Origin of the sequence: Marinobacter sp. DUT-1, assembly GCF_050379415.1 — a bacterium.
In the GTDB taxonomy this organism is placed as follows: domain Bacteria; phylum Pseudomonadota; class Gammaproteobacteria; order Pseudomonadales; family Oleiphilaceae; genus Marinobacter.
The window spans coordinates 802,138-828,236 of the sequence record NZ_JBNRLS010000001.1 but is presented as its reverse complement, the minus strand read 5'-3'; the positions used below and the strand labels follow the sequence as shown (position 1 = coordinate 828,236).

The 26,099-nt window shown below is 60.6% G+C and carries 27 protein-coding genes; 11 read left to right on the top strand and 16 right to left on the bottom strand.

The genetic code is table 11. The features are described from left to right. Window position 1: 1 nt before the first annotated feature. From ACQUTG_RS03810 to ubiE, 9 genes are all read right to left on the bottom strand, one after another. Window positions 2-721, bottom strand: a complete 720-nt coding sequence (locus tag ACQUTG_RS03810; RefSeq protein WP_428918109.1) for a 16S rRNA (uracil(1498)-N(3))-methyltransferase — start codon at window positions 719-721, stop codon at window positions 2-4. Further along, entirely contained in the window at window positions 718-1,506 is a 789-nt protein-coding gene (gene tatC, locus ACQUTG_RS03805; RefSeq protein WP_428918108.1) for a twin-arginine translocase subunit TatC, read from the bottom strand. Before tatC ends, ACQUTG_RS03810 begins: the two co-directional genes overlap by 4 nt. Further along, on the bottom strand, window positions 1,503-1,958 hold the full coding sequence (gene tatB, locus ACQUTG_RS03800; protein ID WP_428918107.1) for a Sec-independent protein translocase protein TatB: 456 nt from the start codon (window positions 1,956-1,958) through the stop codon (window positions 1,503-1,505). Before tatB ends, tatC begins: the two co-directional genes overlap by 4 nt. Window positions 1,959-1,969: 11 nt before the next feature. Beyond that, window positions 1,970-2,206: a Sec-independent protein translocase subunit TatA gene (tatA, locus tag ACQUTG_RS03795; protein ID WP_428918106.1), complete on the bottom strand. Its 237-nt coding sequence runs from the start codon at window positions 2,204-2,206 to the stop codon at window positions 1,970-1,972. A 91-nt stretch (window positions 2,207-2,297) separates the two neighbouring features. Further along, on the bottom strand, window positions 2,298-2,627 hold the full coding sequence (locus ACQUTG_RS03790) for a phosphoribosyl-ATP diphosphatase (RefSeq protein WP_428918105.1): 330 nt from the start codon (window positions 2,625-2,627) through the stop codon (window positions 2,298-2,300). A 10-nt stretch (window positions 2,628-2,637) separates the two neighbouring features. Beyond that, window positions 2,638-3,054: a phosphoribosyl-AMP cyclohydrolase gene (gene hisI / locus ACQUTG_RS03785; protein ID WP_343812141.1), complete on the bottom strand. Its 417-nt coding sequence runs from the start codon at window positions 3,052-3,054 to the stop codon at window positions 2,638-2,640. A 28-nt stretch (window positions 3,055-3,082) separates the two neighbouring features. Continuing rightward, complete coding sequence (gene ubiB / locus ACQUTG_RS03780; protein WP_428918104.1) at window positions 3,083-4,726, bottom strand: ubiquinone biosynthesis regulatory protein kinase UbiB; 1,644 nt, start codon at window positions 4,724-4,726, stop codon at window positions 3,083-3,085. Further along, window positions 4,723-5,364 (bottom strand): ubiquinone biosynthesis accessory factor UbiJ, encoded by a 642-nt coding sequence (locus ACQUTG_RS03775; protein ID WP_428918103.1) that lies wholly within the window; start codon window positions 5,362-5,364, stop codon window positions 4,723-4,725. The genes ubiB and ACQUTG_RS03775 overlap by 4 nt, the downstream gene beginning before the upstream one ends. Next, entirely contained in the window at window positions 5,364-6,155 is a 792-nt protein-coding gene (ubiE, locus tag ACQUTG_RS03770; RefSeq protein WP_428918102.1) for a bifunctional demethylmenaquinone methyltransferase/2-methoxy-6-polyprenyl-1,4-benzoquinol methylase UbiE, read from the bottom strand. Before ubiE ends, ACQUTG_RS03775 begins: the two co-directional genes overlap by 1 nt. A 115-nt stretch (window positions 6,156-6,270) precedes the next feature. Between ubiE and ACQUTG_RS03765 the strand changes: the two genes are divergently transcribed. Beyond that, on the top strand, window positions 6,271-6,549 hold the full coding sequence (locus ACQUTG_RS03765) for a polyhydroxyalkanoic acid system family protein (protein WP_428918101.1): 279 nt from the start codon (window positions 6,271-6,273) through the stop codon (window positions 6,547-6,549). 4 nt (window positions 6,550-6,553) lie between these two features. Here ACQUTG_RS03765 and ACQUTG_RS03760 read toward each other — a convergent pair whose 3' ends face one another. Both ACQUTG_RS03760 and ACQUTG_RS03755 read right to left on the bottom strand, forming a co-directional pair. After that, a complete protein-coding gene (locus ACQUTG_RS03760; protein WP_428918100.1) occupies window positions 6,554-7,303 on the bottom strand; it encodes an FFLEELY motif protein in 750 nt (249 codons plus the stop codon). A gap of 68 nt (window positions 7,304-7,371) precedes the next feature. Further along, window positions 7,372-8,295, bottom strand: a complete 924-nt coding sequence (locus ACQUTG_RS03755) for an alpha/beta hydrolase (protein WP_428918099.1) — start codon at window positions 8,293-8,295, stop codon at window positions 7,372-7,374. Between the two features lie 325 nt (window positions 8,296-8,620). On the opposite strand from ACQUTG_RS03755, the gene ACQUTG_RS03750 reads away from it, so the two are divergent. The 4 genes from ACQUTG_RS03750 (at window position 8,621) to ACQUTG_RS03735 (ending at window position 14,961) form a co-directional block, all read left to right on the top strand. Next, window positions 8,621-10,021 (top strand): WS/DGAT domain-containing protein, encoded by a 1,401-nt coding sequence (locus tag ACQUTG_RS03750; RefSeq protein ID WP_428918098.1) that lies wholly within the window; start codon window positions 8,621-8,623, stop codon window positions 10,019-10,021. Window positions 10,022-10,193: 172 nt separating this feature from the next. Then, window positions 10,194-11,300 (top strand): porin, encoded by a 1,107-nt coding sequence (locus ACQUTG_RS03745; RefSeq protein ID WP_428918097.1) that lies wholly within the window; start codon window positions 10,194-10,196, stop codon window positions 11,298-11,300. Window positions 11,301-11,552: 252 nt separating this feature from the next. Beyond that, window positions 11,553-12,722, top strand: coding sequence for a nitric oxide-sensing protein NosP (gene nosP / locus ACQUTG_RS03740; protein WP_428918458.1), 1,170 nt, complete (start codon window positions 11,553-11,555; stop codon window positions 12,720-12,722). Then, entirely contained in the window at window positions 12,700-14,961 is a 2,262-nt protein-coding gene (locus ACQUTG_RS03735; RefSeq protein WP_428918096.1) for a NahK/ErcS family hybrid sensor histidine kinase/response regulator, read from the top strand. Before nosP ends, ACQUTG_RS03735 begins: the two co-directional genes overlap by 23 nt. Window positions 14,962-15,101: 140 nt before the next feature. Here ACQUTG_RS03735 and ACQUTG_RS03730 read toward each other — a convergent pair whose 3' ends face one another. Beyond that, window positions 15,102-15,779: a response regulator gene (locus ACQUTG_RS03730; protein WP_428918457.1), complete on the bottom strand. Its 678-nt coding sequence runs from the start codon at window positions 15,777-15,779 to the stop codon at window positions 15,102-15,104. Window positions 15,780-16,036: 257 nt separating this feature from the next. On the opposite strand from ACQUTG_RS03730, the gene ACQUTG_RS03725 reads away from it, so the two are divergent. The 3 genes from ACQUTG_RS03725 to ACQUTG_RS03715 are packed head-to-tail and all read left to right on the top strand — an operon-like array spanning window position 16,037 to window position 18,460. Beyond that, on the top strand, window positions 16,037-17,026 hold the full coding sequence (locus ACQUTG_RS03725; protein ID WP_428918095.1) for an ABC transporter substrate-binding protein: 990 nt from the start codon (window positions 16,037-16,039) through the stop codon (window positions 17,024-17,026). After that, complete coding sequence (locus ACQUTG_RS03720; RefSeq protein ID WP_428918456.1) at window positions 17,026-17,799, top strand: ABC transporter permease; 774 nt, start codon at window positions 17,026-17,028, stop codon at window positions 17,797-17,799. Before ACQUTG_RS03725 ends, ACQUTG_RS03720 begins: the two co-directional genes overlap by 1 nt. Continuing rightward, window positions 17,792-18,460, top strand: a complete 669-nt coding sequence (locus ACQUTG_RS03715) for an ABC transporter ATP-binding protein (RefSeq protein ID WP_428918094.1) — start codon at window positions 17,792-17,794, stop codon at window positions 18,458-18,460. Before ACQUTG_RS03720 ends, ACQUTG_RS03715 begins: the two co-directional genes overlap by 8 nt. Window positions 18,461-18,638: 178 nt before the next feature. Here ACQUTG_RS03715 and ACQUTG_RS03710 read toward each other — a convergent pair whose 3' ends face one another. The 4 genes from ACQUTG_RS03710 to ACQUTG_RS03695 are packed head-to-tail and all read right to left on the bottom strand — an operon-like array spanning window position 18,639 to window position 22,346. Then, window positions 18,639-19,445, bottom strand: coding sequence for an ABC transporter permease (locus ACQUTG_RS03710; protein WP_428918093.1), 807 nt, complete (start codon window positions 19,443-19,445; stop codon window positions 18,639-18,641). Window position 19,446: 1 nt separating this feature from the next. After that, the gene (locus ACQUTG_RS03705; protein WP_428918092.1) at window positions 19,447-20,169 is read right to left on the bottom strand and encodes an ABC transporter ATP-binding protein; all 723 of its coding nucleotides are present in this window, start codon (window positions 20,167-20,169) and stop codon (window positions 19,447-19,449) included. After that, complete coding sequence (locus tag ACQUTG_RS03700; protein ID WP_428918091.1) at window positions 20,166-21,140, bottom strand: YVTN family beta-propeller repeat protein; 975 nt, start codon at window positions 21,138-21,140, stop codon at window positions 20,166-20,168. Before ACQUTG_RS03700 ends, ACQUTG_RS03705 begins: the two co-directional genes overlap by 4 nt. Window positions 21,141-21,182: 42 nt before the next feature. Next, on the bottom strand, window positions 21,183-22,346 hold the full coding sequence (locus tag ACQUTG_RS03695) for an ABC transporter substrate-binding protein (protein ID WP_428918455.1): 1,164 nt from the start codon (window positions 22,344-22,346) through the stop codon (window positions 21,183-21,185). A 283-nt stretch (window positions 22,347-22,629) separates the two neighbouring features. Between ACQUTG_RS03695 and pedF the strand changes: the two genes are divergently transcribed. From pedF to ACQUTG_RS03680, 3 genes are all read left to right on the top strand, one after another. Then, complete coding sequence (gene pedF / locus ACQUTG_RS03690; RefSeq protein ID WP_428918090.1) at window positions 22,630-23,058, top strand: cytochrome c-550 PedF; 429 nt, start codon at window positions 22,630-22,632, stop codon at window positions 23,056-23,058. 72 nt (window positions 23,059-23,130) lie between these two features. Further along, a complete protein-coding gene (locus ACQUTG_RS03685; RefSeq protein ID WP_428918089.1) occupies window positions 23,131-24,087 on the top strand; it encodes a substrate-binding periplasmic protein in 957 nt (318 codons plus the stop codon). A 214-nt stretch (window positions 24,088-24,301) separates the two neighbouring features. Further along, window positions 24,302-26,077, top strand: a complete 1,776-nt coding sequence (locus ACQUTG_RS03680; RefSeq protein ID WP_428918088.1) for a PQQ-dependent methanol/ethanol family dehydrogenase — start codon at window positions 24,302-24,304, stop codon at window positions 26,075-26,077. Window positions 26,078-26,099: the final 22 nt, after the last annotated feature.

Here is a 26,099-nt window from a genome sequence, read left to right as displayed (position 1 = left end):
ATTACCGGCAGGCGTCAAACAGCCGGCTGACCAGCACCGGAACGGCGGTTTCCACCCGCAGGATTCTGGGGCCAAGATGGACTCCCTGGCAACCGGCGTCCTCCAGTTTGCCCACCTCGTAGGGGGTGAACCCTCCCTCGGGCCCGACACACAGCACGGCCGGTTCATCCAGGTGCACAGGGCAGGGCGTCGGAGTGCCGGGATGGGCCACCAGTGCCCGCTTTCCGGCGAGGATGCCGGGAAGCTCGTCCTCCACGAAGGGTTTGAACAGTTTGCGGATATGAATGGTGGGCATCACCGTATCTCTGGCCTGCTCGAGGCCCAGAGTCAGGTTTTCCCGCAGGTTGTCCTCCGACAGCCAGGGCGTCTGCCAGAAACTTTTCTCCACCTTGTAGCTGTTGATCAGCCAGATGTCCTTGATGCCGAGGGCGGCACAGGTCTGCAGTACCCGGCGGAACATCTTGGGGCGGGGCATGGCCAGGATCAGGGTGAGCGGCAGTGCGACCGGCGACTGCTGGTCCAGTGTTACCTGCAGTTCGGCTTCGGTTCCTGTCAGCCGAATTACCTCACCGTGCCCCATGGGGCCATCAACGCGACCCACGGGAATGCGGTCACCAGCACTGACCTTAAGCACGGAATGCAGGTGCGTCAGCCGGCGGCCGGTCAGGACGGCCCGGTCCGGTGTGACAAAATCCTCGTCAAACAGCAGCGCCAGGTTCATTCGCCGGGGAAATCTTCCGGATCCTCGCTGGCCACCTCGCGACGGGCCAGGCGCCCGAACAGGATGCCGAACTCGAACAGGATCCACATGGGTACCGCGAGCAAGGTCTGGGAGATGATGTCCGGGGGTGTCAGCAACATGCCGATGATGAAACAGCCGACAACCACGTAAGGACGCTTGGCGGCCAGATCGTCCGGGGTAGTGGCGCCAGTCAGGATCAGCAGCACCGTGGCGATAGGGATCTCGAACGCCACCCCGAAGGCAAAGAACATCTTGAGCACGAAATTCAGGTAACTGCTGATGTCCGGCAGCTCCACAATGCCCTCGGGTCCGATGGCGGTAAAGAACCCGAACACCAGTGGAAACACCACGTAATAGGCAAACGCCGCGCCGGCATAGAACAGGATCACCGAGGTGAACAGCAACGGAAACGCCAGGCGCTTCTCATGGGCATACAGCCCCGGGGCGATGAAGCTCCAGAGCTGATAAAGGATGATGGGGATCGCGGCAAAGACCGAGAGCACCAGTGCCAGCTTCAGCGGAGCGAAGAAGGGCGAGGTGACGTCGGTGGCGATCATACTCTGGCCCACGGGCAGCAGTTCCCGGATCGGCTCGCTGAGCCAGAGATACAGTTCGTTGGCGAAGGGGTAGATCGCGGCGAAACAGATCACCACGGCCAGCACCATCTTCAACAGCCGGTTACGCAGCTCGAGCAGGTGCTCGATCAGTGGCATTTCCGGTTGTTGTTCGGGATGGATCTGGTTGCCGTCTGGCTGTTGGGTCATGAACGGTTATCCGACGGGCCTGATTGGGTCTCGCGTTCACCGGAGGTTTCGCTGGACGGTTCCGGTGTTTTGTTGTTCTGGCTGTTTGTGCCGGAGGAGTCCGTTTCCTCGCCTTCACCTGCCATGCGACGTGTTGCCGGCGCAGGCCTGGGTTTGCGGGTTTCTTCATCGGAAAGGATCATGTGCTCGTACTTCTTGGCCTCATCCAGAGCCCCCCGCACGGTTTTCTGCACATCATCCAGGCCGACATCGCCCGCTTTGCGGAGTTCCTCGCGCAGTTCCTCGGCTTTCAGTTGCCGGTCAAGCTCGGAGCTGAACTGGCCGACCATACGGCGTGCTGCCCCCACCCAGCGCCCGGCAGCCCGGGCGGCCGTAGGGAGCCGTTCGGGGCCAAGCACCAAAAGGGCAATTACGCCGCAGATCAGCAGCTCAAGGAAGCCGATATCGAACATTCAGCCAGGTCTCAGCTGTGGGTTTTTTCCCGGGGCTTGTCTTCCGCTTCAGCCTGCTTGGGCTCGGCCTCGGACTTTTCTTCCAGGGATTCCTTGTCGTCCTTCGCGGTGTCTTCGTCATTCATGGACTTCTTGAAGCCACGGATGGCGCCACCGAGGTCGCTGCCGATGTTCCGCAGTTTCTTGGTTCCGAACAACAGGATGACAATGCCAAGTACGATCAGGAGTTGCCAGATACTGATACCCATGCGGGGTTCCTCATTCTCATTGTTTCAGTTCAGAGACATTGTACGTTAACGGAGCCGTTCTGCGGAAACCCCCGAAAGGGGTAGCACCTGCCTACTTGCTCCGGGATGCCTTTTCTTCCAGTCCCGACAGGTCGAAACGCCGTGCCAGCTCGTTCAGGACGTCGTCCGGTCCCAGGCCGAGCCGGGACAGCATGACCATGCTGTGAAACCACAGATCAGCGGTCTCGTAGACCACATCCGAGGTTTCGCCGCTGTGCTCGGCATCCTTGGCAGCCAGCAGGGTTTCGGTACATTCCTCACCGACCTTTTCCAGGATCTTGTTCAGCCCTTTGGCATGCAGGCCGGCGACATAGGATGACTCCGGATCTGCATTCTTGCGGGCTTCCAGTACCTGGGCGAGGCGTTCCAGTACTTCACTCACGGGCTGCTCCTTACTTGTTGCCATAGATTGCGTCCGGATCCTTGATCACCGGATCCACCGCAACCCACGCTCCGTCCTTCAGGGTACGGTAAAAACAGCTGCGTCGGCCAGTATGGCACGCAATGCCGCCTTTCTGCTCGACTTTCAGCAGAATCACGTCCTCGTCGCAGTCCAGCCGGATATCCTTCACCACCTGTTGGTGGCCGGATGTCTCACCCTTGCGCCAGAGCTTGCCCCGGGAGCGGGACCAATACACCGCGTGACCTTCTTCAGCAGTCAGCCTGAGGGATTCCCGGTTCATCCAGGCCATCATCAGGATCTCGCCGGTTTCGGCATCCTGGGCAATGGCCGGGACCAGACCGTCCTCGGTCCAGCGAATGGCATTCAACCAGTCAGGGCTGTCGACAGTAGCGGAGCTTTCTTGCATTTATGTGAATCCCGGTTTGTCTTGTGGTTTAACGGCCGCCGCGCAGCACCAGCCCGCCGGCTATGGCCAGCAGGGCCCAGCTCCATGCCGGCGTGTTCTCGACCCAGACCCGGGCCTCGGGTTGGGTTCCGATCACCGCCGCAGCCACCAGCACAACAGCCAGACCGGCCCGGCGCCAGCGTCGCTCGGTGCGGACCTGCTGCTGTCGCAACAGCTCCAGTGTATCGCGATTTTGCTGTTCGGTGGGTCCGGCATGTCTCATCTGCAGCAGGGCATCGTGGATCAGTTGCGGCATTTCCGGCGACTGTTCCAGCCAGGAGGGCAGGTGTGACTGCAGTGACTTCAGCAAACCGGAGGGGCCAATGCGCTTGCGCATCCAGTCCTCGAGAAACGGCTGGGCGGTGCTCCAGAGATCCAGCTCCGGATAAAGCTGGCGCCCCAGGCCTTCTACATTGAGCAGGGTTTTCTGCAACAGCACCAGCTGGGGCTGGACTTCCATATTGAAGCGCCGGGCGGTCTGGAACAGCCGCAGCAGGAAGTGGCCGAAGGAGATGTCTTTCAGGGGACGCTCGAATATCGGCTCGCAAACGGTGCGGATGGCGGCCTCGAACTCGTTGACCCGGGTGTCCGGTGGTACCCAGCCGGACTGGATATGCAATTGTGCCACCTGGCGGTAATCCCGGCGGAAGAAGGCCAACAGATTCCGAGCCAGGTAACTCTGGTCGTCCGGTGCCAGGGTGCCGACAATGCCGAAATCGATGGCGATGTACCGCGGGTCCGCCGGGTTGGAAACGTCGACGAAGATATTGCCCGGGTGCATATCGGCATGGAAGAAGCTGTCCCGGAACACCTGGGTGAAGAAGATCTCCACGCCCTTTTCCGCCAGCACCTTCATGTTGACGCCGGCCGCCTCCAGCGCGGGCACGTCGGCGATGGGAATGCCCTGGATCCGTTCCATCACCAGTACCGACTTGCGGGTGTAATCCCAGTCGATAAAGGGGATGTAGATCAGCGAGGAGTTCTCGAAGTTGCGGCGCAGCTGGCTGGCGTTGGCGGCCTCGCGCTGCAGGTCCAGCTCATCGTGGATGGTGGAATCGTAGTCGGCGACCACGTCCAGCGGGTGCAGGCGCTTGCCCTCGGACCAGTACTTCTCCAGCAGGCCGGCCATCAGGTACATCAGCGCCAGATCCTGGTGGATCACCTTTTCGATGCCCGGTCTCAGGACCTTGACCACCACGCGCTGGCCATTGGGCAGGGTGGCGGCATGGACCTGAGCCACCGAGGCAGACGCCATGGGGTCAGGGGAAAACTCCGCAAACAGTTCGGAGACCGGCTTGCCCAGGGAGGTTTCGATGATGTTGCGGGCAGTGTCGCTGGGGAACGGAGGCACCCGGTCCTGGAGCTGCTTGAGGGATTCGGCCATGTCGTCCGGCAGCAGATCACGCCGGGTGGACAGGATCTGGCCGAATTTCACGAACACCGGTCCCAGTTCTTCCAGGGCCAGCCGCAGACGGTCGCCCCGGCTCCGTTTCGGCTGCGGGAACAGGTGCCAGGGAGCCAGCAGGAAAAACACCTTCAGGGGCGCCGGCAGTTCGGCAATGGGCAGAAACGTGTCCAGGCGGTAACGGCAGAATACCCAGGCAATTCGGAACAGGCGTCTCAGGCGGGTCACGGGTTCTCCGGTTCGTCAGTGATTTCTCGGTCTTCCAGAAGCCGGAGCCGGGCGTCAAGGCGCTCGGTGCGCAAACTCAGCTCATCGATATCCCCAAAGGTGGCTTCCAGTTCCCGACGCCCGGGCAGGGCGCGGCTTTCCTCGTGGACGTATTCCTCGATATTCGCATTCATGGAGCGGACCACTTCCCGGCTCCATTTCACCGCATGGCGCAGGCGCTTGCCAAGGAAGTGTGCCGGAACGTCACCGATGTGCCGGGCCATGGCAGCTTCCCAGTCGGGATCCAGCTGGTTCAGGGCCCGCTGGAGCTGGTGGGCGAGGCCGGTATCACCATCGACAGCCAGGCGCCCGTCTGAAAATACCCGGTCATCGCCAACGGCCAGGGCGGCAAAGGCCAGCGGCCGGCCACTGATTCGCAGCGCCGGTTCCATTGGCGGCTGGCTGCTGACCTGGACCCTGTCCCCGGTTTGGTCGAGGGTATAGGTCAGTGGTACCGGGGCGGTAATGTCCAGCTGCACGGGGCCAGTCAGTGCTTTGACGAGGGACTGGCGGCCGGCCGGGTCTAACTCAAGCGCCCGGTTCAGGGCGTTCTCGATGATGGCGCTGGCCGCAGCCTGCAGGGTCGGACCCGGGAACATCAGGGCTTGATTCCCACATGCAGGGCCACGATGCCGCCGGTCATGTTGTAGTAGCGGCAGTTCACCAGGCTGGCGTTCTCCATCATGCCCTTCAGGGTCTCCTGATCCGGGTGCATGCGGATGGACTCGGCGAGATACTTGTAGCTCTCGCTGTCACCGGCAATCAGTTGCCCCATCAACGGTAGCGCGTTGAAGGAGTACATGTCATAGGCCTTGTTCAGCAGCGGATTGGTGGGCTTGGAGAATTCCAGCACCATCAGCTTGCCACCGGGCTTGAGCACGCGGGTCATGTCCCGCAGGGCCTGATCCTTGTCAGTCACGTTGCGCAGGCCGAAGGCAATGGACACGGCATTGAAGTTGTTGTCCGGGAAGGGCAGGTGCTCGGCGTCTGCCTGCACGTATTCGATGTTACCGGCGTAGCCCCGGTCCACCAGCCGGCTTCGCCCTACCTGAAGCATCGAGGCGTTGATGTCGGCGAGGACGACCTTGCCGGACGGACCCACGAGATCCGAGAACTTCATGGTCAGGTCGCCGGTACCCCCGGCAATGTCCAGGACCTGGTGCCCCGGGCGCACCCCGGAAAGCTCGATGGTGAACCGTTTCCAGAGCCGGTGAATGCCCATGGACATCAGGTCGTTCATGAGGTCGTACTTGCCCGCCACGCTGTGGAAGACCTCGGCCACCTGGCCGGCCTTCTGGCTTTTCGGCACGTTGCGGAAACCGAAATGGGTAACGTCGTCCTGGCCATTGCCGGAACCAGAGGGATTGGCTGGCGTTTGCTGCTCGCTCATGGGGGATGTCCTGTCAGAATCTGAACCCCGTATTCTAACGGTTGGCGGGGTGGCTACAAGTTTAATACCGCCTTACACTGTAAAACCGATTCAATTTGGAAGAGAAAACTGATCCATGTCTGTCATCGATGTCCATCGCCCCCATTCACTGGACAAGGAACACGCCCGTCAGGCGGCAGAAACCCTGGCCCAGGACCTGTCAAAGCAGTTCGATGTGCATTACCAGTGGGAAGGTGATGTCATGAAGTTCAAGCGCAGTGGCGTCAAGGGGCACCTGAACATCACCCCGGATGACCTGCATATCCGTCTGGAACTCGGCCTCATGCTGCGGCCGTTCAAGCACCGCATCGAGCAGGAGATTCACAGCCAGCTCGACCAGATCATCCGGGCCTGACGGCTCAGAGGTCGCCCGGAAGCTCGAACGGCGCCGGGTGGCCCGCCAGGATCTGCTCCATTACCCTCCGTTCCCGCCACACCAGCCGTTCAATCAGGCCATCGACATTGTCCATCTTGCGGAAGGCACTGTAACCGCGGTGCAGGAAGCTGTGCAGGTCGCTCAGGTCCGCCATTTCCGCCGGTGTTTTCGCCATGGACAGCAGCCAGCCCAGGGTGCGGTTGCGCACGTAGCGGTCCAGCTGCTGACCAACTTCCGCCACCAGCTCAATCTGTCTTGCCCGGTCGTCCAGCCGCTGGCTTGCCCGGTAGGCCTCGCAGTAGGCCTGACTATCCAGCTCCGTCAGCAGCTGTAGATTCCGGTCGAGCAGTTCGGCCAGCTCCAGGTCCAGTTCCTGGGTCACCAGGTTCAGCTCCACCAATCCGGCAAAGGTATCCAGCAGGTTGTCCGGCAGCCATTTGACCATTTTCGGAAAAACCCGGTCGATGTTGTCGTCCCGGCGGGTCATGCCGGCGGGTGCGTAGAGATCGGTGAGCAGGAATTCCAGGCCGGCATGGTAGCCGGGGTGCTCATACAGGTCCCGGTGGGTGGCCTTGAGTCGCTGGGCCTGCCAGTCCGCCACCCTGAAGGTGTGTTCAAGCAATGGGTGCGCCACCTTGTGCTGCCGGAAGTCGTGGTACGCCAACAGCAGCTGCTGAAGCCGGCTTGCCGCTTCGGAATGAACAGGGGTGGCGACCAGGCGGTCACGGTACATGGGGCAGCTCCGCTAAACCGTGGATGGGGGCGCCAGTTTAGCGGAGCGGAAACGGAGATGCAGCAGGGTCAGCCCTGGGCAGTTGCCGACAGGGTCTCGAAGCCCGGAACCCATTCCTTGCTGTCCAGGGTAATGAAGTGACTTGGCGCCTCGGTTTCCACGATCCGCATGGTGGTCGGGCTCTGACGGGCGCTGGCCAGCATGGCGGACCGGTCCAGGATCCGGTCAACCGCCGGGATCAGGAAGGTGCCGTGGCGGATATGCTGATACACCGAGGTATCGGTCCGTGTCATCCAGTCCATGATGTTCTCGATGTTGCGGACGATGGTCAGGTGGTCCCTGGTGGCAGAGAACAGCTTGCTCAGCAACTGTTTCTTGCGCGGATTCATCTTGCCGAAGAAAGTCTGGCCGTAGGCAGACTGGGGCGCACTGTTGATCAGTCGGATCAGCCAGGGCCACATGCCATGACTGACCGGTTCCAGCAGCATGGTCACCAGACCGTGCAGCCGCCCCTGGGGCAGTACCGGGGCCTCGAGTACCACTTCCACATCCTCGTAGAGTTCGGGCCATTGCTTCATGGCTTCCAGAATCACCGCGCCGCCACGGGAGTGGCCGTGAACACGGATGTTACGGGTGGTCGGCAGATTGGCCAGAGCCTGGTTGAGAATGCAGGCATCGTATTCGATGGTGCCTTCCAGATGCGTGATCGGCACTTCCCAGTCCGGTGTCTCGGGTGTGACCCCGTTCACCGGAATGTGGTAGTTGCTGCAAGTCAGCAGGATCAGTTCGGTGGTGGCGCCTTCGTAGGCCTGGGTGAAGTAGCAGTGGTTCTCCAGAAAGCCGTGCACACCAATAACCGTCTGCTCCGCCTTGCCACTGTGGTTGCGGACCGAAACAGCACCTTTGCCCACACGATAGACCCGGCCCGAGAACATCTCGGAGTAGGCACTCTCGATGGGCTTGATCAGCTTGCGAACATGACTCGCTTTCATACCTGCTCTCCCCCCAGCACTGCAAATGTCGGTTATTGGTATTGGTTTGTGCTGGTAACCTTGTTGTACCGCGATGGTGGCGGGCTTTTATTGGCGCTGGGCACACTTTTTTCGGCGTACCCCGGCCAATAAACAGTGTCCCGGACCGCTAATAACCATTGCATCAAGGCTTATAACCAGTATAGGACTGAACAGTTACTCACGTGTAATTTTTTGTAACTGCGTGCGGCGGTCGGCGTGTGGAGCCGTTTCGGGTTGTCTGGCACAATGCGATGTTCGGTTTTTACGTACCATTGGATCTTACTGACCCCGGGGACCCTCAGGTTTGAGTCAAGCGCAATCGCATCTCCTGCTGCCCGCAGATTCGGCCTGGCTGGCACTGGAACGCCCGGATAATCCGATGACGATAACCGTGATGCTGAGGGTCGATGGGCTCACCGCACCCCGGTTTCGTGAATTTCTGAAGGTGTACTGGATTGCCTGGGAGCGCTTTCTGCATCGTCCGGTGCAGCGGGGGCCGGGCTGGTGGTGGCAGCGGGATCCCGAGTTCGATGTCCGGCGTCACCTGGATGTGGTCATCGAGCGCTTCTCCGAGGCGGGGCTGCAGGAATGGGTCTCCGCCCGGCTGAATGAACCCCTGCCGCTGTTCCGTCCCATGTGGAAGTTCTGGCTGGCACCCAACGCACCGGGTGGGGCGGCGCTGGTGTTGCGGATGCACCACTGCTACGCCGATGGTCTGTCCCTGCTGGGAGTCTTTGATCAGCTCTGTCCCGCTTCACCCAGGCAGCATCCGGCGCTCTATGGCGCGCCGGAACAGGGTGAGTTTTCCCGCTGGACCGCCACTGCCCAGACCTGGTTTGAACAGTTGGCGCAGGGGCAACAAGATCGGGAGCACGGGGCCGATGAGTCCCGATCGGCGACAGCATCCCTGGAGCACGCAGGGCAGACGTTAGACCAATATGCCCAGAAAGGCCTGCGTTTGCTGAGCGAAGTCACGGACTTTCTGGTGGAGCCCGAAGACTCCCCATCCGGCCTCCGGCGCCCGCTGCTGGGCAGGCGACATTGCCGTTGGTCGGCCCCCGTCCCGCTCGAACGCTTCCGTTCCATTGCCCGGGCGACCAACGTCACCATCAATGATGTATTGCTCAGCTGTGTCGCAGCGGCGGCGCGGCCAAGGTTAGGGCTGAGTGATGATGAGCTGGAAGAGGCTGTCATGCACGCCGCAGTGCCAGTGGATATCCGGGGCCGTCTGCCCGAGGAGCTGAAACCGAAGCCCGGAACGCTGGGAAATTACTTTGGTACCGTATTTGTACCGCTGCCGGTGGATGGCGAAAGTTCGCTTGAGCGGCTGTACCGGATCAAACAGGAAACCCGCCGGCTGAAGAAAAGCTGGCAGCCCGGGATTGCCTGGGGGCTGGCCTCCACTGCCTCGGTGATCCCCGATCCCTTGCGCCAGCCTATTGCCGATGTGTTCTACCGCAAGGCGTCCGTGGTGGTGTCGAACGTGCCCGGCAAACGGGAGCCGCGCTATCTTGCCGGTTGCCGGATTACCGAACAGATGTTCTGGGTGCCGCAGGCCGGCGATATCGGTGTCGGTATCAGCATCGCGAGTTACGCCGGCCAGGTCCAGTTCGGTGTGGTGGCGGACGAGTCGGTGATGTCGGACCCCTCGGGGTTCCTGGATGACTGCGTTCAGGAGCTGGACCGTTTTCCGGGTGGGTCGTAATCCCAAAGTTGCGGTTCTGAACCCTCCCAAATGAGCAGCAAACCTGCTCCCTTGTGGCATTTCCCCCCTTTCTCCCTTCCCCGACCATGGAATTCGGGCGACAGATTGCGCCCCGGATTGTCGACCTGCCTCAGGTCCGCAATCCCGATTTCCAACAACAACCGGGGGAATTATGAAAAACAACAACTTCAGAAAGTCAGGTCTGGTACTGGCCATGGCAGCAGCCATGGGTGCAAGCGCAGGAGCCAATGCGGCGGTTGAGGTCTTTAACGAAGACGGCACCTCGTTTTCGGTTGACGGGTATTTCAATGCTTTCTATGTGAACCGGGACGACAAGGTAGCCGATACCCGGAACTCCGATGTGAAAATGGGGTTCCTGCCGAACACCATTGGCTTCAATTTCAGCAAGGAGATGGGTGACCTGACCCTGGGTGGCCGTTCCTCGTTCTGGTCCACCATTAATGACAGCCTGCAATCACCCACCGACACCGCCATCGACGTGCGTCAGCTGTATGCCACGGTTGACGGTTCCTTCGGCCAGGTGCTCATTGGTAAGGATTTCGGTCTCTATGCCCGGTCCAACATCTTCCTGGATGAAATCCTCATGGGCTTCGGCTCCCCGGGTGCAGCCACCGGTGTCTCCTTCGGTAACATCCGGTCCGGTTACCCGTACCCGAATCCCTCCGCCCAGATTACCTACCGCTCGCCGGACATGGGCGGGCTGAAAGTGGCGGCGGGTATTTTTGAGCCGGCCAACACCACCCCGGGTGCTCAGTCCGAACAGTCGGCACCCCGCTTTGAAGCGGAAGTGACCTACAGTGCGGATTTGAATGGCATCAACCTCACCGGTTGGGTAAACGGTCGATCCCAGAAGTCGGAAAACGCCACGACTACCGTCGATTCCACTGGCCTTGGTTACGGTCTGAAGGCCTCTGTTGCCGGGTTCTCTCTGACCGGTTCCGGGTTCACCTCCGAGGGGGATGTGCCGGTGCTGATCACCGATACCGCTGCGCCCATTGCCGAGGAAGATGCCGACGGGTACCTGATCCAGGGCTCCTATACCCTTGGTGCCAACCGGTTTGTCCTGTCATACGGTGAAACCGATTCCGACCAGGGTGACTTCGAGACCGAGAATACCTCGGTGGCGCTTTTCCATGACATCAACAGCAACCTGAAGGTGGTCGCCGAATACAATATGTTTGAGCAGGTGGCCAAATCAACCGGCGCGGACCTGGTGGACGCGGACACCATTGCCCTGGGTGCCATCGTCACCTTCTGAGCGTTATCGTCACGATGGAGTTGTCCCGATGCCCGGCAGGAAGCCGGGCGCCGGGCGCACCTTTCTAAGACTAAAGTGCCGGTTTGTTGGCATCTGACTGGCTGGCGCCACCGGGCATTGATGAAGGAGGCTGTTTAATCAATGGCTTATGATCATTTTGGCGCGCCGATAAAAAGCACGGAAGTCGCATTGGCTGGTTACGGGGATGCCGTAGAATCGGAGGAAATCCCGAAACCTTTGGAGCCGGTGACCATGAGGCCAGCGACGACCCTGCCGGCAGTCAGGGTGGCAAGTGCGAGCGTGCGAGATCCGGTGCTGGCGGCCACCCAGCTTGCCAGCCAGCTGAACCACGAGCACCTCGGCTGTGTCCTGTTCTTCTGCTCCGCCGAGTACGACCTGGAGCGGCTCGGGCCGGCACTGGACCGTGCCTTCCCGGATGCCCGTGTCTGCGGCTGCACCTCGGCCGGGGAAATCACCCCGGACGGTTATGGCCGGGGCTGCATTACCGCCATCGGCTTTGACCAACGTTATTTCGCCATCGATTGTGCCCTGATCTCGGAGCTCAACCGTTTCACACTCCAGGATGCCCAGGGCGTTATCGACGGCCTGCTCGCGACCTGCCGGGACGCCAGGCTGGCCCCGGTCAAGGGCAATACCTTTGCCATTACCCTGCTGGATGGCCTGTCCAGCCGGGAAGAACTGGTACTTGCCACCCTCAATTCAGCGCTGGGCACCATTCCCCAGTTTGGCGGATCGGCCGGCGACGACGAGCGCCTGGCCAACACCCATGTGTTTTTTGACGGCCAGTTCCACACCGGAGCGGCCACGGTGATGCTGGTGAACACGCCGCTGGATTTTCGGGTGTTCTCCACCCATCACATGGTGGATCGCAGCGAGAAACTGGTGGTCACAGATGCCTGCCCGGAAAGCCGCACCGTGCTAGAGCTGAATGCGGAGCCGGCGGCAGAAGCCTATGCCCGGGCGGTGGGTGTCAGCGTGGATGATCTGGACCGCAAGACCTTCGCCCTCAGGCCGTTGGGCGTGAAGATTGGCGGCCATTACTTCGTCCGCTCGATCCAGCGGGTCAATTCTGACGGCAGCCTGACGTTCTATTGCGCCGTTGAGACCGGAATCGTGATGACCGCCATGGAGCCGGAGGGCCTGCTCGACAGCGTGCGCCAGCAGATTGAGGCCTCCGAGCGGGTGGTGGGGGCTCCGCTGGTCACCATCGGCTGCGACTGTTTCCTGCGCCGTCTGGAGGCGGAACTGACCGGTGAGGTGGATGCAGTGTCCGAATTCCTGCGGCATCACAAGGTCATCGGCTTCAACACCTACGGCGAACAGTTCGACGGCATGCATATCAACCAGACATTTACGGGGGTGGTGATTGGCCAGCCTGATGCCAGCTCGGGAACATCCTGAGGATCTCAAGGAAGAGCTGAAGGACCGGCGTATCGCCGAACTGGAGGCAGAAAACCAGCGGCTGCGCCGCATCCGGGATGCCCTGATTGTGCGGGTTGAATCCGGTGTGGCCCACAAACCCGAGCCCTATGCGGCGTTCGAGCACTCGGTGATCCTGGCCGAGCAGGTTCGCGAGCGTACCGATGCCCTCAACCACGCCATGGAGGAACTCAAGGCCAGTAACAAGGCCTTGAGCTGGGCGAGGGAGGAAGCGGAGACCACCCGCCAGCGGCTCAGCGATGCCATTGAAAGCATCGCCGACGGTTTTGCTCTGTTTGATCGCCAGCACCGACTGATCCAGAGCAACAGCCGCTTCCTCAGCTACTGGCGTCATGTGGGTGTCAGCGCCCCGGATGCCGGCACCTCCATTCAGGAAGTCAAAGGCCGGGCCGTGGCTTCGGGACTCATTGTCGAAGAGCACCGGCATGAAGACGCGGAAGGTGCCGTATTCCTCCTCTCCAATGACCGATGGGTACAGGTGACCGAGCGGCCGACCCGGGAAGGTGGTCTGGTGGTGCTGTATTCCGACATCACCGACGTCAAGAACAGCGAGATGGCGCGCCGGATCAAGGCCCTGGAAGAGAGCGAGCGCTGGATCCGTGTGGTCACCGACCATGTGCCGGCCCTGATAGCCTATGTCGGCGCGGATATGACCGTGCAGTTCTGCAACAAGGTCTACGAGGCCTGGTACGGACGGGACGGCACCCACCTGTTGGGGCAGCGGCTGGATCAGATCCACTGCCCGGAGTTCTACCAGCGATTGCTGCCCCAGATCCTCGAAGTCCTGGACGGCCATAACGTCACCTTCGAGCTGGAGGAGACGGGCGAGGATGGCGAAGTGCGTTACATGTTGCGCTCCTACGTTCCCAATTTCGATGAGTTCGGAGACATCATCGGCTTCTTCGTGCTTATTCGGGATATTACCGACCGTCGCAAGACCGCCCTGGCACTGGAGCAGGCCTACGATAACCTCGAGCGTCGGGTGAAGGAACGCACCGCCGCCCTGACCGGGCTCAATAACCAGTTGCGTCAGGAAATCTCGGAGCGCGCGACCGTGGAGGCCCGACTGCGGGATGCCAAGCAGGAAGCCGAGCGCGCCAACATGTCCAAGACCAAATTCCTCGCTGCGGTCAGCCACGATCTTCTGCAACCGCTGAACGCGGCCCGCCTGTTTACCAGCGCCCTGCAGGAACAGTCGTTCGGGCCCAAGGCTGAGGGACTGGTGCGTTCGGTCAGCACTTCCCTGGATGACGTCGAGAACCTGCTCGGCACGCTGGTGGACATCTCCAAGCTGGATGCCGGCGTGATCAAGCCGGACGTCACCGCCTTCGACCTGCGGGATCTGCTCAACAACATCGCCCGCGAGTTCCGCCAGATGGCGCTGGCGGAAAACCTGATCCTGGATTTTGTGCCCTCATCCGTGGTGGTGGAGTCCGATTCGCAGCTGCTGGCCCGGATACTGCGCAACTTCCTCACCAATGCCATCCGCTACACCAGTTCAGGTCGCATTCTGCTGGGTTGTCGGCGGCGGAAAGATCACGTGCTGTTGCAGGTATGGGATACCGGCCCCGGTATTCCCGACGATAAGCTCACGGAAATCTTCCAGGAGTTCAAGCGAATCCGGCCCAGTGGTTCGCAGGCGGACAAGGGCCTCGGCCTGGGCCTGGCTATCGTGGACAAGATCTCCCGTATGCTTGGGCATGAGGTGACCGTGTCTTCGGTGGAGGGCAAGGGCTCTGTGTTCAGCGTAAGGGTACCCCTTGGCCAGCTGCGGCCGGGTGGACCGGGAGCGGATAACTCAGGGGTGGGCAGCCTGGACGATGGCCTGAGCGGGGCACGTGTGTGGGTCATCGACAACGACCAGGCCATCTGCCAGGGCATGAAAACCCTACTCGAGGGCTGGGACTGCCGGGTGGTGACGGCGGCTTCCCTTGAGGATCTGGAGCGCCAGCTCGCACCTGAATCAAGCCCGGTGGATCTGATCCTTGCCGATTATCACCTCGATAACGAGGAAAACGGGGTCGACGTTGTGGGGGAAATCAACCGCCGGCGGGCGGTTCCGGCGCCTGTGTTGATGATCACGGCCAATTACACCAACGAGCTGAAGCAGCATATCCGCGAACTGGGCTACCTGTTGATGAACAAGCCGGTGAAGCCGCTGAAGTTGCGGAGTGTGCTGAATCATGTGATTCGGGGGTGAAGTCGGGGGCTTGGGTGAAGATGGGGTCAGAAGAAGGCTTTCTTCAGACCCCGATTGGGGTAGCCCATGGTTCGCCCTGCTCAGGGGTCAGATGAACTCGTTCATCTGACCCCATGTTCATGACTGGCCCGGGTTCAAGGTCAGCGCTTCAGATACTGACTGAAATCCACATCACTGGCCGACAAGATCGCCTGCACCCGATTATGCACCCCCAACTTCCGGAGAATGGCGGACACATGAGCCTTCACCGTCGTCTCTGCAATGTTCAGGTTATAGGCAATCTGCTTGTTGGATTCCCCCTTGGACATCCGCTCCAGCACCAGCAGCTGCCGGCGGGTCAGGGAGTTGAGCAGTTCCGGTGAGATCGGATTGTCGTCGCCACGGCTGCGGCGATGGCTGCTTTCCTTGCCAGTGCGGATGATGTCGGAGGGCAGGTAGACGTTGCCGTTGAGGATCTGCTGGATCGCCTCGGTCATCTGGGCCCTGGGCGAGGACTTGGTAATAAAACCCACGGCCCCGTAAGTGATGGCCTGAAGAACAACCTGTTTGTCTTCCTCGGCGGAGACAATGACCACCGGAATACTGGGCGCCTCATTGCGCAGCGTGATCAGACCATTGAGGCCGTGCATACCCGGCATGTTCAGATCCAGCAGAATCAGGTCCAGATCGTCGTTCTCACGGGTGATCTCCAGGGCGCTGTCGAGGTCATCGGTCTCGATGATTTCACTGCCTTCGAAACCGGAAGAAATCACACTGCTGATGGCTTCGCGGAACAGCGGGTGGTCGTCGGCAATCAGAATCTTGTACGCCGGCTCCATGAATGTCTCCGCCTGTTTGTTGTCGATGTCAGGACTGGTACCCGAGTCATGATAGCGGTTTTCCGGAGAGAGTGCGGCATCAGGCTCGTTCAGCATGGCGTCCTCCTTTGCAGGGGCGGTTGAACCTTTCCCCTGATTATTATTGTGATCGTTTCATTACACGCCATATCGGCTATCGGTTGAATGCGACCATCGCACCAAAAAACAGGCACCAAAGTACTATTCTGGATGGTTCTCAGGGTTCGTATCGTGGAGATATGAACCGAGAAAGAACAATAAAACACCGGGAACCCGGCGTCTGCCTCATCAGGGGTCTGATCCTCGCGCTCCTATTGGCAACCGGATCGGCGCAGTCGCAGCCTTTACCGGTCCTGTCCCTGAGCGTGCTGCAATTCGGCACCGCCCACTGGGAGCTCGACCACCTGAAACATCAGGGTCTGGACCAGGCGAACGGGTACCGCCTGGAGCTCCGGCCCGTTGCCAATCTGCCTGCGTCCCGTCTGGCGGTGACCAGCGGCAGTGTCGACGGCGCCGTCGCAGACCTGCTCTGGGCCCAGTCCCGTTATGCCGCCGGTGCGCCCTATCTCTATGTCCCGTTTTCCTCCCAGGTCGGCGACATCGTGGTGGCCGAGGATTCCGATATTGAGTCCCTGGCCGACCTGGCCGGCCGCCGCATCGGTGTCGCCGGAGGTCCCGACAGCAAGGGCTGGATACTGCTGAACCGGGTGGCCGATCAGCAGGGGATTTCCCTGGCAGACAGCGTGGAGCTTCAATTCGGTGCGCCGCCGTTGCTGAGTCAGGCCCTGAAAAGGGGCCAGGTCGACGCCATCGTCACCTACTGGCATTTTGCCGCCCGACTGAAAGGGCAGAGCGGATGGCGGTCCGCCTTCGCCATGGAAGACCTGCTCACCGAGCTGGGCCTTGACACCAACCTGCCGGTGCTCGGCTACGTCTTTCCCGGGGCCTGGGCGCAGACCCACCGCGAACTGATCGACAGCTTCGCCCGTTCGTTGCGAGCCGCCAAACAGCAACTGGCGGACGAACCCGGGCATTGGCAGCGGATCAAAACCTTGATGCGGAACCCGGCCCCCGGCGAATTTGATGCCCTTCGTGAGGGCTTCGTTGACGGCATCCCGCAACCGTTGACCGACCAACGCACAGTGGACCTGCAACGCCTGCTCGAACTGACCGGCGCCGACCCCGACCACCTCATGCCCGCCACACTGTTCTACCGGGAGGGAGAGTGATACCCCGGACCGGCCAGCCACCCGCCTGGAGCTACTGGGTGGTCCTGCCAACTGTAATTCTGGCCTGGGCGAGCCTGGCCGCCGTGCTCGACACCTCCCTGTTACCCGCACCGGCAACGGTTCTGGATACCCTCTCGGCCGAGGCCGCCAATGGCGAACTCTGGTACCACCTCGGCGCCACCCTCGGCCGTGTCCTTGTCGCCTTTATACTGGCCATGGCCCTGGGCACCGCCATCGGAGTGGCCATGGGCCGCTCCGCCACCACCAACGCGCTGTTTGACCCATTGCTGGTGGTGCTGCTCAACCTCCCGGCCCTGGTGACCATCATCCTCATGTACGTCTGGTTCGGCCTGGTGGAAGTGGCTGCCGTACTGGCGGTGGTGATCAACAAAGTCCCCAACGTCGCGGTCACCGTCCGAGAGGGCGCCAGGAGCCTCGATGCGAAACTGGAAAATATGGCCACGGTGTACCGCTTCACCCGCTGGCAGCGATTTCGGGAAGTCTGGCTGCCCCAACTGTTTCCCTACCTGATGGCCGCCACCCGAGGGGGCCTTGCCCTGATCTGGAAAATCGTCCTGGTGGTCGAGCTGCTCGGCCGCTCCAGCGGCGTCGGCTTCAAGCTACACCTGGCCTTCCAGGTCTTTGATGTGGCCACCATCCTGGCCTACAGCCTGGCGTTCATCGCCGTCGTCCAGTTCATTGAACTGGCCATCCTGCAACCTGTGGAACGCCGCGCCAACCGCTGGCGGAAACCGGAGTTGGCCCATGCTTGAATTGAGAATCGAGGGGCGCAGCTTCGGCCAGCCGGTGCTTGGGGAAATCTTCACCACCATCCGGCACGGTGACCGCATCTGCCTGCTCGGCCCTTCTGGCATCGGTAAGACGACTTTGCTTAATGCCATCGCCGGCCTCGACCGATCCATGCCTGACGCGGCCGTCCCTGGCCGGGACAAAACGCGGGTAGGGTACCTGTTCCAGGAACACCGGCTGCTACCCTGGCGCACCCTGCGCCAGAACCTGGCCATCGTAGGTGTCGGTAACGCTGACATTGAGCGCATATTGGCCAGTGTCGGACTTGCCGGTTACGCCGATCATCTGCCCGACCAACTCTCTCTGGGCATGGCACGCCGTGCCGCGCTGGCCCGTTGTCTGGCGATCCAGCCGGATTTGTTGCTGCTGGACGAGCCGTTCGCGTCCCTCGATCCGGTCCGTGCCACCGAACTCAAAAACCTGATCATCGACTTGCTGGACCGGTACCCGACAATGGCCATGATCTGCGTGACCCACGACGCCCGGGACGCGACTGATCTGGCGAACCGGCTGTGGTACCTCGATGGCCAGCCGGCGTGTTTGCAATGGGATGGCACAATTGCAGCGCAATCTGGAGTGGATAGTTTGGTTCAACGGTTACGCACGTTGGATCAGGTAGTCTGAGGAACTGGAAGTAGTTATTTGACAAGCCTTCACTTAAGCCAAGTGAAGGCGTTGGGTGGGGCTGTCCAAAACTGTGCGGAGCCAAGGATGGCGGAGCTCAAGCGTCACAGGGACGTGCCGAAGGAGCGGGTTTTGGACAGCCCCACCCAGCGCCTTCCAACTCCGGAGGCTGAGGGCTTCAGGAAACCGGTCGCGTCCCCAGAATCTTCGTCCGCTGAGGCCGAAAACCCGCCGTGGCAAGCAGCGCCAACACCACCGTCACCCCGGCAGTAATGCCATAAGCCACCGGATTCCACTCCAGATACAGCGAAAACCGGATCGCCTCCACCGCATGGGTAAACGGATTGAACTGGCAGACCCAATACAACCACGGACTCGCCTCGTTCATTTTCCACAGCGGATACAGAGCCGAGGACATGAAAAACATCGGGAAAATAACGAAGTTCATCACCCCGGCAAAGTTCTCCAACTGCTTGACCCAGGTGGCGATCAGCAGCCCCAGTGCCCCCAGCATCAGACTGGTCAGCACCAGCGCCGGCAACACCGCCAGATAGCCCCAGAGCGGCGGCTCCACATCCACCAGTAACGCCAGCAGCAGAAACACATAAACCTGCCCGATCGATACCACTCCCATCGCCAGCAGCTTCGTCACCAACAGGAACGGTCGCGGCAACGGGCTCATCAACAGCACTCGCATACTGCCCAGCTCCCGGTCATACACCATGGACAGGGCCCCCTGCATGCTGTTGAACAGGATGATCATCCCGCATAGCCCCGGGGCGATGTAGGTCTCGTAGGTGATATAGGTCTGATAGGGTGGAATGATGGAAATCCCCAGCACCGCCCGGAAGCCGGCGGCGAACACCACCAGCCACAACAGTGGCCGCACCAGCGCGCTGGCGAAGCGGGTCCGCTGCTGCCAGAACCGCAGCCACTCCCGGGTCTGGATACCCACAAAACAGTGCCAGTAATGAGATGCTTTCATATCAGCCGGCTCCGGTCAGGGCATTGAAGGTTTCCGCCAGATTCCGCGCGCCCTCGGCCTCGCAGATGGCCGATCCGGTGCCGTCAGCCAGCAGCTGGCCCTGGTGCAGGATCAGCACCCGGTCGCTCTCCCGGACCTCCTCGATCAGATGAGTGGCCCAGAGCACGGTCAGGCCGTCCTTGTCACAGAGCGACCTCACGTGTTCATTCAGTGCCTTTCGGCTGGCCACATCCAGACCCACGGTTGGTTCGTCCAGGAGCAGCAGGGAAGGTTCATGGAGCAGAGCGCGGGCAATCTCCACCCGCCGGCGGTGGCCGCCGTTGAGCTGGCGGACGGCATCGTTGGCCCGATCAAGTAGCTCAAAGCGCTCCAGTTCCCGGTCGCCACGGAGGCGGGCCTCCCTGCGGGACAGCCCGTGCAGGGCGGCGTGGTATTGCAGGTTCTGGCGTACCGTCAGATCCAGATCCAGGGCGTTCTGCTGGAACACGACACCAATCTGGCGCATGGCCTCGGCGGGCTGTTTCTTCAGGGATTGCCCGGCCAGCAGAAGATCCCCGTGCTGCAGGGCCAGCAGTCGCGTCAGCAATCCGAACAGGGTGGACTTGCCAGCACCGTTAGGCCCCAGCAAAGCGTGGAAACGGCCAGAGGTCAGCGCGAAGCTGACCTCACGGAGCACTGGCTTGTCGCCATACCGGAAGCTGAGATTGCGCGCTTCAATGGTCATGAAGTCGGATCGATGACCACACCCCAGGGGTAGCGGCCCACCTTGATGGATTTGATCACCTTCAGATCCTCCACATCGATCACCGAGACATCACCGGAGACGCCATTGGTGGTGTAAAGGTGTTTCTCGTCCTTGTCCAGATCCAGCTGCCACACCCGGCTGCCCACCAGCAGGTAATCCAGCACCTCGTAGGTCTTCGCGTCCACGACAGCAACGTGGTTCGAGGGACCCAGAGCGACAAAGGCGTACTTGCCATCGGACGTCAGCTCGATGCCCACCGGCTGGACCCGGTCCTGATTCACGCCGGGCACCTTGAAAGACATCTCGTGGATCTGCTCCAGGTTGTCCACATCAATGATGTGCACCGTGCCGCCAATCTCGGCAGAAGCCCAGGCAATCTTGCTGTCCTTGCTGAATTCCACGTGGCGAGGGCGCTGGCCGACCACAATGTTCTTCTCGATCTCGAAGGTATCCGCGTTGATCCAGTGCAGCATGCTGGTGGTTTCGGAGGTGTTCACCGCCCACTTGCCGTCCGGGCTCACCGCCATGCCTTCGGGCTCGATGCCGACATCAATCTGGGCGAGTACCTCTTTGGTCTCCACATCCACCACGGTCACGATGGCGTCGTCCTCGTTGGCGATGTACAGATGCCTGTTGTTCGGGTGCAGGGAGAACTGCTCCGGATCCTCACCAGAGGGCAGGGTGTCGACAATCTTGCGGGTGGCCAGGTCGAGCACCTGGACAGTGTCGTCGTCGCTGGCACAGATGTACAGCCTGGTGTAGTCCTTGGACAGCAGGATGCCCCTTGGCCGCTGGCCCACATCAATGGTTTCGACCACGTCCTGACTTTCGGTATCAATGATCGAAATGGTGTTGTCCTTTTCGTTGGACACGTAGGCCAGACTGGCAAACGCCGGGCTGGACAAGCCGATCATGGCGGCCAGGGCGGTCTGTTTGAACAGGGTCTTCATGATCTGACTCCTTCTTGTTTTAAGAACGTACCGCCAGAGCGGTCAGCTGTTGATCCGACACTGGCTCTCTGGTCTGTCGAATCCCAGGGTGTCCATTTCGGTGTTGGGGTGCAGGAAACCCTCAAAGGGGGCGCGTGCAACCAGGCCTCTGGGATGGACCAGGGGGATCGGCTGCCTCAGCTGACCATTCCAGTCACGGAAGGTCAGCCTGCGACCCTTGAACGCGGCCAGCTGGAATTTGTCGCTGAACAGGAAATTGCGGATCTCGCCGGGGTTCGCGGAGCCAAGATCGGTCACCGCGGTGCCTATGGCGCGAATCGCAGCCCAGGCGGCGTAGTCTTCACTGTTCATGTCCCGGGCTGCCAACTCTTGGAAACGGTTCTGCAGTTGCGCGGCCCCCCAGCTTTCAACGACCCGATGCCAGGTCACCGGCGACATACCCTGGGTACCGACTACCGGCCGGGGTAGCCAGGTGTTGAAGGGCACGTACTCGCCGAAATCACCACGGACATCGGCGACGACCACGGCGTCATAGTCGCTGGCCTGGGTAAACAGGGGCAGCTCCCAGGAGGCAGTCCGGCGCAGGTCGGCATCAAAGGTCCAGGGTTTGTCCTCGACGATCTCCAGCCCGAAACGCCTGGCCGAGCGACGGAAGGCCTCTGCCCAGCCCCGGTCGGCCTCTGTGGGGCCGGTTATCAGGAACACTTCATCCCAGCGCCTCTGGTTCAGCCACTGGCCGAGAGCATCAGTGAGCATGGCGTAGCTGGGCATGGTATGGAGCAGGTTGGTTTGGCACTGGCCGGTGCGCAGGGCATCGTCCTTGGCGCCTGCGTTGAAGATCAGGGTGTTGTCGCCGGCTTTCTCCGTGATGGCCTTCAGGGTCTGGGCGGGCGCATTTATCACGAACAGCTCAACACCGCTCTGGCGCAGGGCGTCAAAGGCCATAATGGCGGCTTCTTCAGAGTCTGACACTTCGGTTTGAAGGGAATAGGCCTGGCCCAGGAACTTGCCGGTGGTGCTGTTATCAGCGATCGCCAGCTCGGCACCCCGCAGGCCAGCGTCTTCCGGTTCCGGTATGACGTTGGATAACACCGGGCCGGTGTCTGGTACCCACTGGATGTAACCGATTGGCACCTGCAGGGGGGCAGCCTGCACCGAAAGCGCCAGGCTCAGCCACAAAAGTGCGGTCAGTCCGAGCAGGCGCATGAGTTGATAGCGTGGCATGAAAAGAGTTCCCCGTTTGTTTTTGTCATTCTCCCGAGCTTAGAGAGTGGGGCTCTGGCCTGAAATATTCAGAAAGTACCAATCCGGCAGTACCAAAGTAGGAAATCGGGCGGCGGATACCGCCCGATTACTACCAAGGAACTACGCCAAAACCTCCAAAGTGGCATTCGGATCGGGGATGCAGCTTCCTAGACTGGTGTGCAGCGAGTTGGCAAACCACAAATCCAATGGCCAACCCACGGGGAACCAATCAGAGGTAGCAACAATGAAAACACCTTTTGCAATCAGACCGATTCTGGCCTTTGTTCTGGCCGGTGTAACCGGGTTCGTCATGGCCCACGGCAATGTCACACCGCAGGAGGTGGATACCGGAAACCTGCCATCCCTGGGCGATGAAGTCCGCATGGAGAATCCGTTCCGGGACGGTAACGAGTACGGTGATTACCAGGCGGAAGCAGTGAAAATCGGCGAAAGCGCCTACGCCGGTAACTGCGCCAGCTGCCATGGTATCCGTGCTATGTCCGGTGGCCTGACCCCGGATCTTCGGGAGCTGACCCAATGGGACGACGAATACTTCATCAACCGTGTGCGTAATGGCACCGACCGGGGCATGCCGTCCTGGAAGAAGAGCATGGACCAGAATGCCATGTGGGCGATCCGGACCTATGTGGAATCCCTTCCGAAGCCCGAATAATCGGGTCAATCACCGAACTGCTCTGAACAGAGCCGGCCGGGTGCCGGCTCTTCGTCGTTGGGGGAACCGACAATGAAAACAATGCTAGCGATCATGACCCTGTTCATCCTTGCCTTCAGCACCGTTGCCCAGGAGGTTCAGGACGGCAATGAATTGCTGAACCGACCTGCCGATCGCACCTACGACATCATCCTGGAATCCGGCTATCTGAAGGTCGGGGTGTATGAGAACTTTCCTCCCTATTCCTACAAGGTCAACGGTGAACCGGTGGGGATTGATGTGGAGCTGGGCAAGCGTATTGCGGAAGAGTTAGGTGTGGAATTCCGGGTGCACTGGATCGTTCCCGACGAAAACCTGGGGGATGACCTGCGCAACAACGTCTGGAAAGGGCATTACCTGGCCAAGCAGCGGTTGGCGGATGTGATGCTGCGGGTTCCCTACGATAAGCAATACGCCTACATGCAGGATTCCACCGGAGAATACATCAACGAACAGGTAGTCCTTTTCGGTCCTTATCAGCAGGAAACCTGGCAGATTGCTTTCAATCCGGAAAAGCTCGACAGCGTGGAAACCGTCGCAGTGTTCCAGTACCACCCTATCGGCGTGGAGATCGATACCCTGCCGGATTTCTACCTGAGCTCCGGGCTTCGGGGACGGCTGAGGGATCAGGTTCGCCACTATCCGAATGTCAGCGAGGCATTTGAGGCGATGCGGCAGGGCGAAGTCAGTGCCGTGATGGGCATGCGGTCGGAGATTGACCATGAGCTGGCCAAGCCCGAGAACGGAGCGTTCCGGGCTGCGGGCAATGGTTTCCCCGGCATCGGCAAGCAGGTCTGGGATGTGGGCATGGCCATCAAGCATACCCACCGCCAGCTCGGCTATGCACTCGAGGCGATCGTTGACAAGCTGGTAAAAGGCGGAGAACTGGATGCCCTGTTTGCGGATCTGGGCCTGCGTTACAGCGTGCCCCAGTACTATCGGGAATTTCTGGAACCCGAGGCCCTTGCCCGTGCCGAAGGCGATCTCTGATGCTGTCGCTTGCCGGTGTCGAAGAAGCCCGCGCCAGTCGCGGGCTTCTTCGTTTTTAAGGTAGTACTACCAAGTGATGAGAAAACCTGTTCCGGCGGTTAATTGTTGCGCTTGCCGCTAACGAGAAGAATCACAAAAGAGGCGGGAGAAGTTCCCGGTTCGCCCTGAATCGCACACAAGAGAACCGAAAACAAGAGAATTGGAGAGCGCAACCATGAGAACCAACAAGTTCGGGATCCGCATCGCTGCCAGTGCCCTGGCACTGGCAGTGTCATACGGAGCCCAGGCGGTAACCGACGAGGATATCGTCAACGATCACAAGACACCTGAGGACATTGTCAGTTACGGCATGGGTACCCAGGGCCAGCGCTTCAGTATTCTGGAAGATCTCAATACCGACAACGTTCAGCACCTTCAGCCGGCCTGGGCGTTCTCGTTCGGCAGCGAGAAAATGCGTGGCCAGGAGTCCCAGCCGCTGATCAAGGATGGCGTGATGTATGTCACCGCTTCCTATTCCCGCGTTTACGCCATTGACGCCAAAACCGGTGAGGAAATCTGGCAGTACGACGCCCGCCTTCCGGACGGCATCATGCCCTGCTGTGACGTGGTCAACCGAGGCGTCGCCCTGTACGACGACAAGGTCATTTTCGGCACCCTGGATGCCAAGCTGGTGGCCCTGAACAAGGACACAGGCAAGCCGATGTGGATCAAGAAAGTGGCGGACTATCAGGCGGGCTATGCCATTACCGCCGCTCCGATCGTGGTCAAGGGCAAGGTCATCACCGGCGTGTCCGGGGGTGAATTCGGTATTGTCGGAAAGGTGGAAGCCTACGACGCCAACACCGGTGAACTGGTCTGGATGCGCCCCACCGTTGAAGGACACATGGGTTACGTCTACAAGGACGGCAAGAAAATCGAGAATGGCATTTCCGGCGGCAAGCCCGGTCAGACCTGGCCCGGCGATATGTGGAAGAATGGTGGCGCCGCTACCTGGCTCGGCGGCACCTATGACCCGGAAACCGACTCCCTGTTCTTCGGTACCGGTAACCCGGCACCCTGGAACTCCCACCTGCGCCCGGGGGACAACCTGTTTTCCTCCTCACGCCTGGCCATCGATCCCGATGACGGCAGCATCAAGTGGCACTTCCAGACCACCCCCCACGACGGCTGGGATTACGATGGTGTCAACGAGCTGATCTCTTTCGATCTGAACGAGAATGGCAAGACCATCAAGGCCGCTGCCACCGCCGATCGTAACGGCTTCTTCTACGTGCTGAACCGCGAGAACGGCGACTTCATCCGAGGCTTTCCGTTCGTGGACAAGATCACCTGGGCCGAGGGCCTGGATCCGGACACCGGTCGTCCGATATACACTGAAGGTGGCCGACCGGGTGACCCGGCGGCTACTGACGGCGGCAAGGGTGAAGTGGTCGTGGCCCAGCCGGCTTTCCTTGGTGGCAAGAACTGGATGCCGATGGCCTACAGCCCGGAAACCGAGTTGTTCTACGTGCCTTCCAACGAGTGGTCCATGGACATCTGGAATGAGCCGGTGTCCTACAAAAAAGGCGCGGCCTTCCTGGGTGCAGGCTTCACCATCAAGCCGGCCAATGATGATTACATCGGCGTTCTGCGCGCCATGGATCCGAAAACCGGCAAGGAAGTGTGGCGCTATGAAAACACCGCGCCTCTGTGGGGTGGTGTGATGACTACCGCTGGCAACCTGGTCTTCACCGGAACGCCTGAAGGCTATCTGAAGGCGTTTGACGCCAGGACCGGGGAAGAACTCTACCGGTTCAACACCGGCTCCGGGGTCGTTGGCACGCCGGTGACCTGGACCATGGACGGCGAGCAGTATGTTTCCGTCGCCTCCGGCTGGGGTGGTGCGGTTCCGCTCTGGGGTGGTGAAGTGGCCAGGGTGGTCAAGGACTTCAACCAGGGTGGCATGGTCTGGACCTTCAAGCTGCCGAAGGATCGTGTTGCCAGTAATTGATTGCGATAAGTCACTGAAGCGA

What these genes read in the sequence shown, in the direction of transcription:
- ACQUTG_RS03810 (WP_428918109.1), bottom strand. Translation starts at nt 721, where the DNA reads ATGAACCTGGCGCTGCTGTTTGACGAGGATTTTGTCACACCGGACCGG.
- tatC (WP_428918108.1), bottom strand. Translation starts at nt 1,506, where the DNA reads ATGACCCAACAGCCAGACGGCAACCAGATCCATCCCGAACAACAACCG.
- tatB (WP_428918107.1), bottom strand. Translation starts at nt 1,958, where the DNA reads ATGTTCGATATCGGCTTCCTTGAGCTGCTGATCTGCGGCGTAATTGCC.
- tatA (WP_428918106.1), bottom strand. Translation starts at nt 2,206, where the DNA reads ATGGGTATCAGTATCTGGCAACTCCTGATCGTACTTGGCATTGTCATC.
- hisI (WP_343812141.1), bottom strand. Translation starts at nt 3,054, where the DNA reads ATGCAAGAAAGCTCCGCTACTGTCGACAGCCCTGACTGGTTGAATGCC.
- ACQUTG_RS03775 (WP_428918103.1), bottom strand. Translation starts at nt 5,364, where the DNA reads ATGTTCCCGGGTCCGACCCTGCAGGCTGCGGCCAGCGCCATCATCGAG.
- ubiE (WP_428918102.1), bottom strand. Translation starts at nt 6,155, where the DNA reads ATGAGCGAGCAGCAAACGCCAGCCAATCCCTCTGGTTCCGGCAATGGC.
- ACQUTG_RS03765 (WP_428918101.1), top strand. Translation starts at nt 6,271, where the DNA reads ATGTCTGTCATCGATGTCCATCGCCCCCATTCACTGGACAAGGAACAC.
- ACQUTG_RS03760 (WP_428918100.1), bottom strand. Translation starts at nt 7,303, where the DNA reads ATGTACCGTGACCGCCTGGTCGCCACCCCTGTTCATTCCGAAGCGGCA.
- ACQUTG_RS03755 (WP_428918099.1), bottom strand. Translation starts at nt 8,295, where the DNA reads ATGAAAGCGAGTCATGTTCGCAAGCTGATCAAGCCCATCGAGAGTGCC.
- ACQUTG_RS03745 (WP_428918097.1), top strand. Translation starts at nt 10,194, where the DNA reads ATGAAAAACAACAACTTCAGAAAGTCAGGTCTGGTACTGGCCATGGCA.
- nosP (WP_428918458.1), top strand. Translation starts at nt 11,553, where the DNA reads ATGAGGCCAGCGACGACCCTGCCGGCAGTCAGGGTGGCAAGTGCGAGC.
- ACQUTG_RS03735 (WP_428918096.1), top strand. Translation starts at nt 12,700, where the DNA reads ATGCCAGCTCGGGAACATCCTGAGGATCTCAAGGAAGAGCTGAAGGAC.
- ACQUTG_RS03730 (WP_428918457.1), bottom strand. Translation starts at nt 15,779, where the DNA reads ATGGAGCCGGCGTACAAGATTCTGATTGCCGACGACCACCCGCTGTTC.
- ACQUTG_RS03725 (WP_428918095.1), top strand. Translation starts at nt 16,037, where the DNA reads ATGAACCGAGAAAGAACAATAAAACACCGGGAACCCGGCGTCTGCCTC.
- ACQUTG_RS03715 (WP_428918094.1), top strand. Translation starts at nt 17,792, where the DNA reads ATGCTTGAATTGAGAATCGAGGGGCGCAGCTTCGGCCAGCCGGTGCTT.
- ACQUTG_RS03710 (WP_428918093.1), bottom strand. Translation starts at nt 19,445, where the DNA reads ATGAAAGCATCTCATTACTGGCACTGTTTTGTGGGTATCCAGACCCGG.
- ACQUTG_RS03705 (WP_428918092.1), bottom strand. Translation starts at nt 20,169, where the DNA reads ATGACCATTGAAGCGCGCAATCTCAGCTTCCGGTATGGCGACAAGCCA.
- ACQUTG_RS03700 (WP_428918091.1), bottom strand. Translation starts at nt 21,140, where the DNA reads ATGAAGACCCTGTTCAAACAGACCGCCCTGGCCGCCATGATCGGCTTG.
- ACQUTG_RS03695 (WP_428918455.1), bottom strand. Translation starts at nt 22,346, where the DNA reads ATGCGCCTGCTCGGACTGACCGCACTTTTGTGGCTGAGCCTGGCGCTT.
- pedF (WP_428918090.1), top strand. Translation starts at nt 22,630, where the DNA reads ATGAAAACACCTTTTGCAATCAGACCGATTCTGGCCTTTGTTCTGGCC.
- ACQUTG_RS03685 (WP_428918089.1), top strand. Translation starts at nt 23,131, where the DNA reads ATGAAAACAATGCTAGCGATCATGACCCTGTTCATCCTTGCCTTCAGC.
- ACQUTG_RS03680 (WP_428918088.1), top strand. Translation starts at nt 24,302, where the DNA reads ATGAGAACCAACAAGTTCGGGATCCGCATCGCTGCCAGTGCCCTGGCA.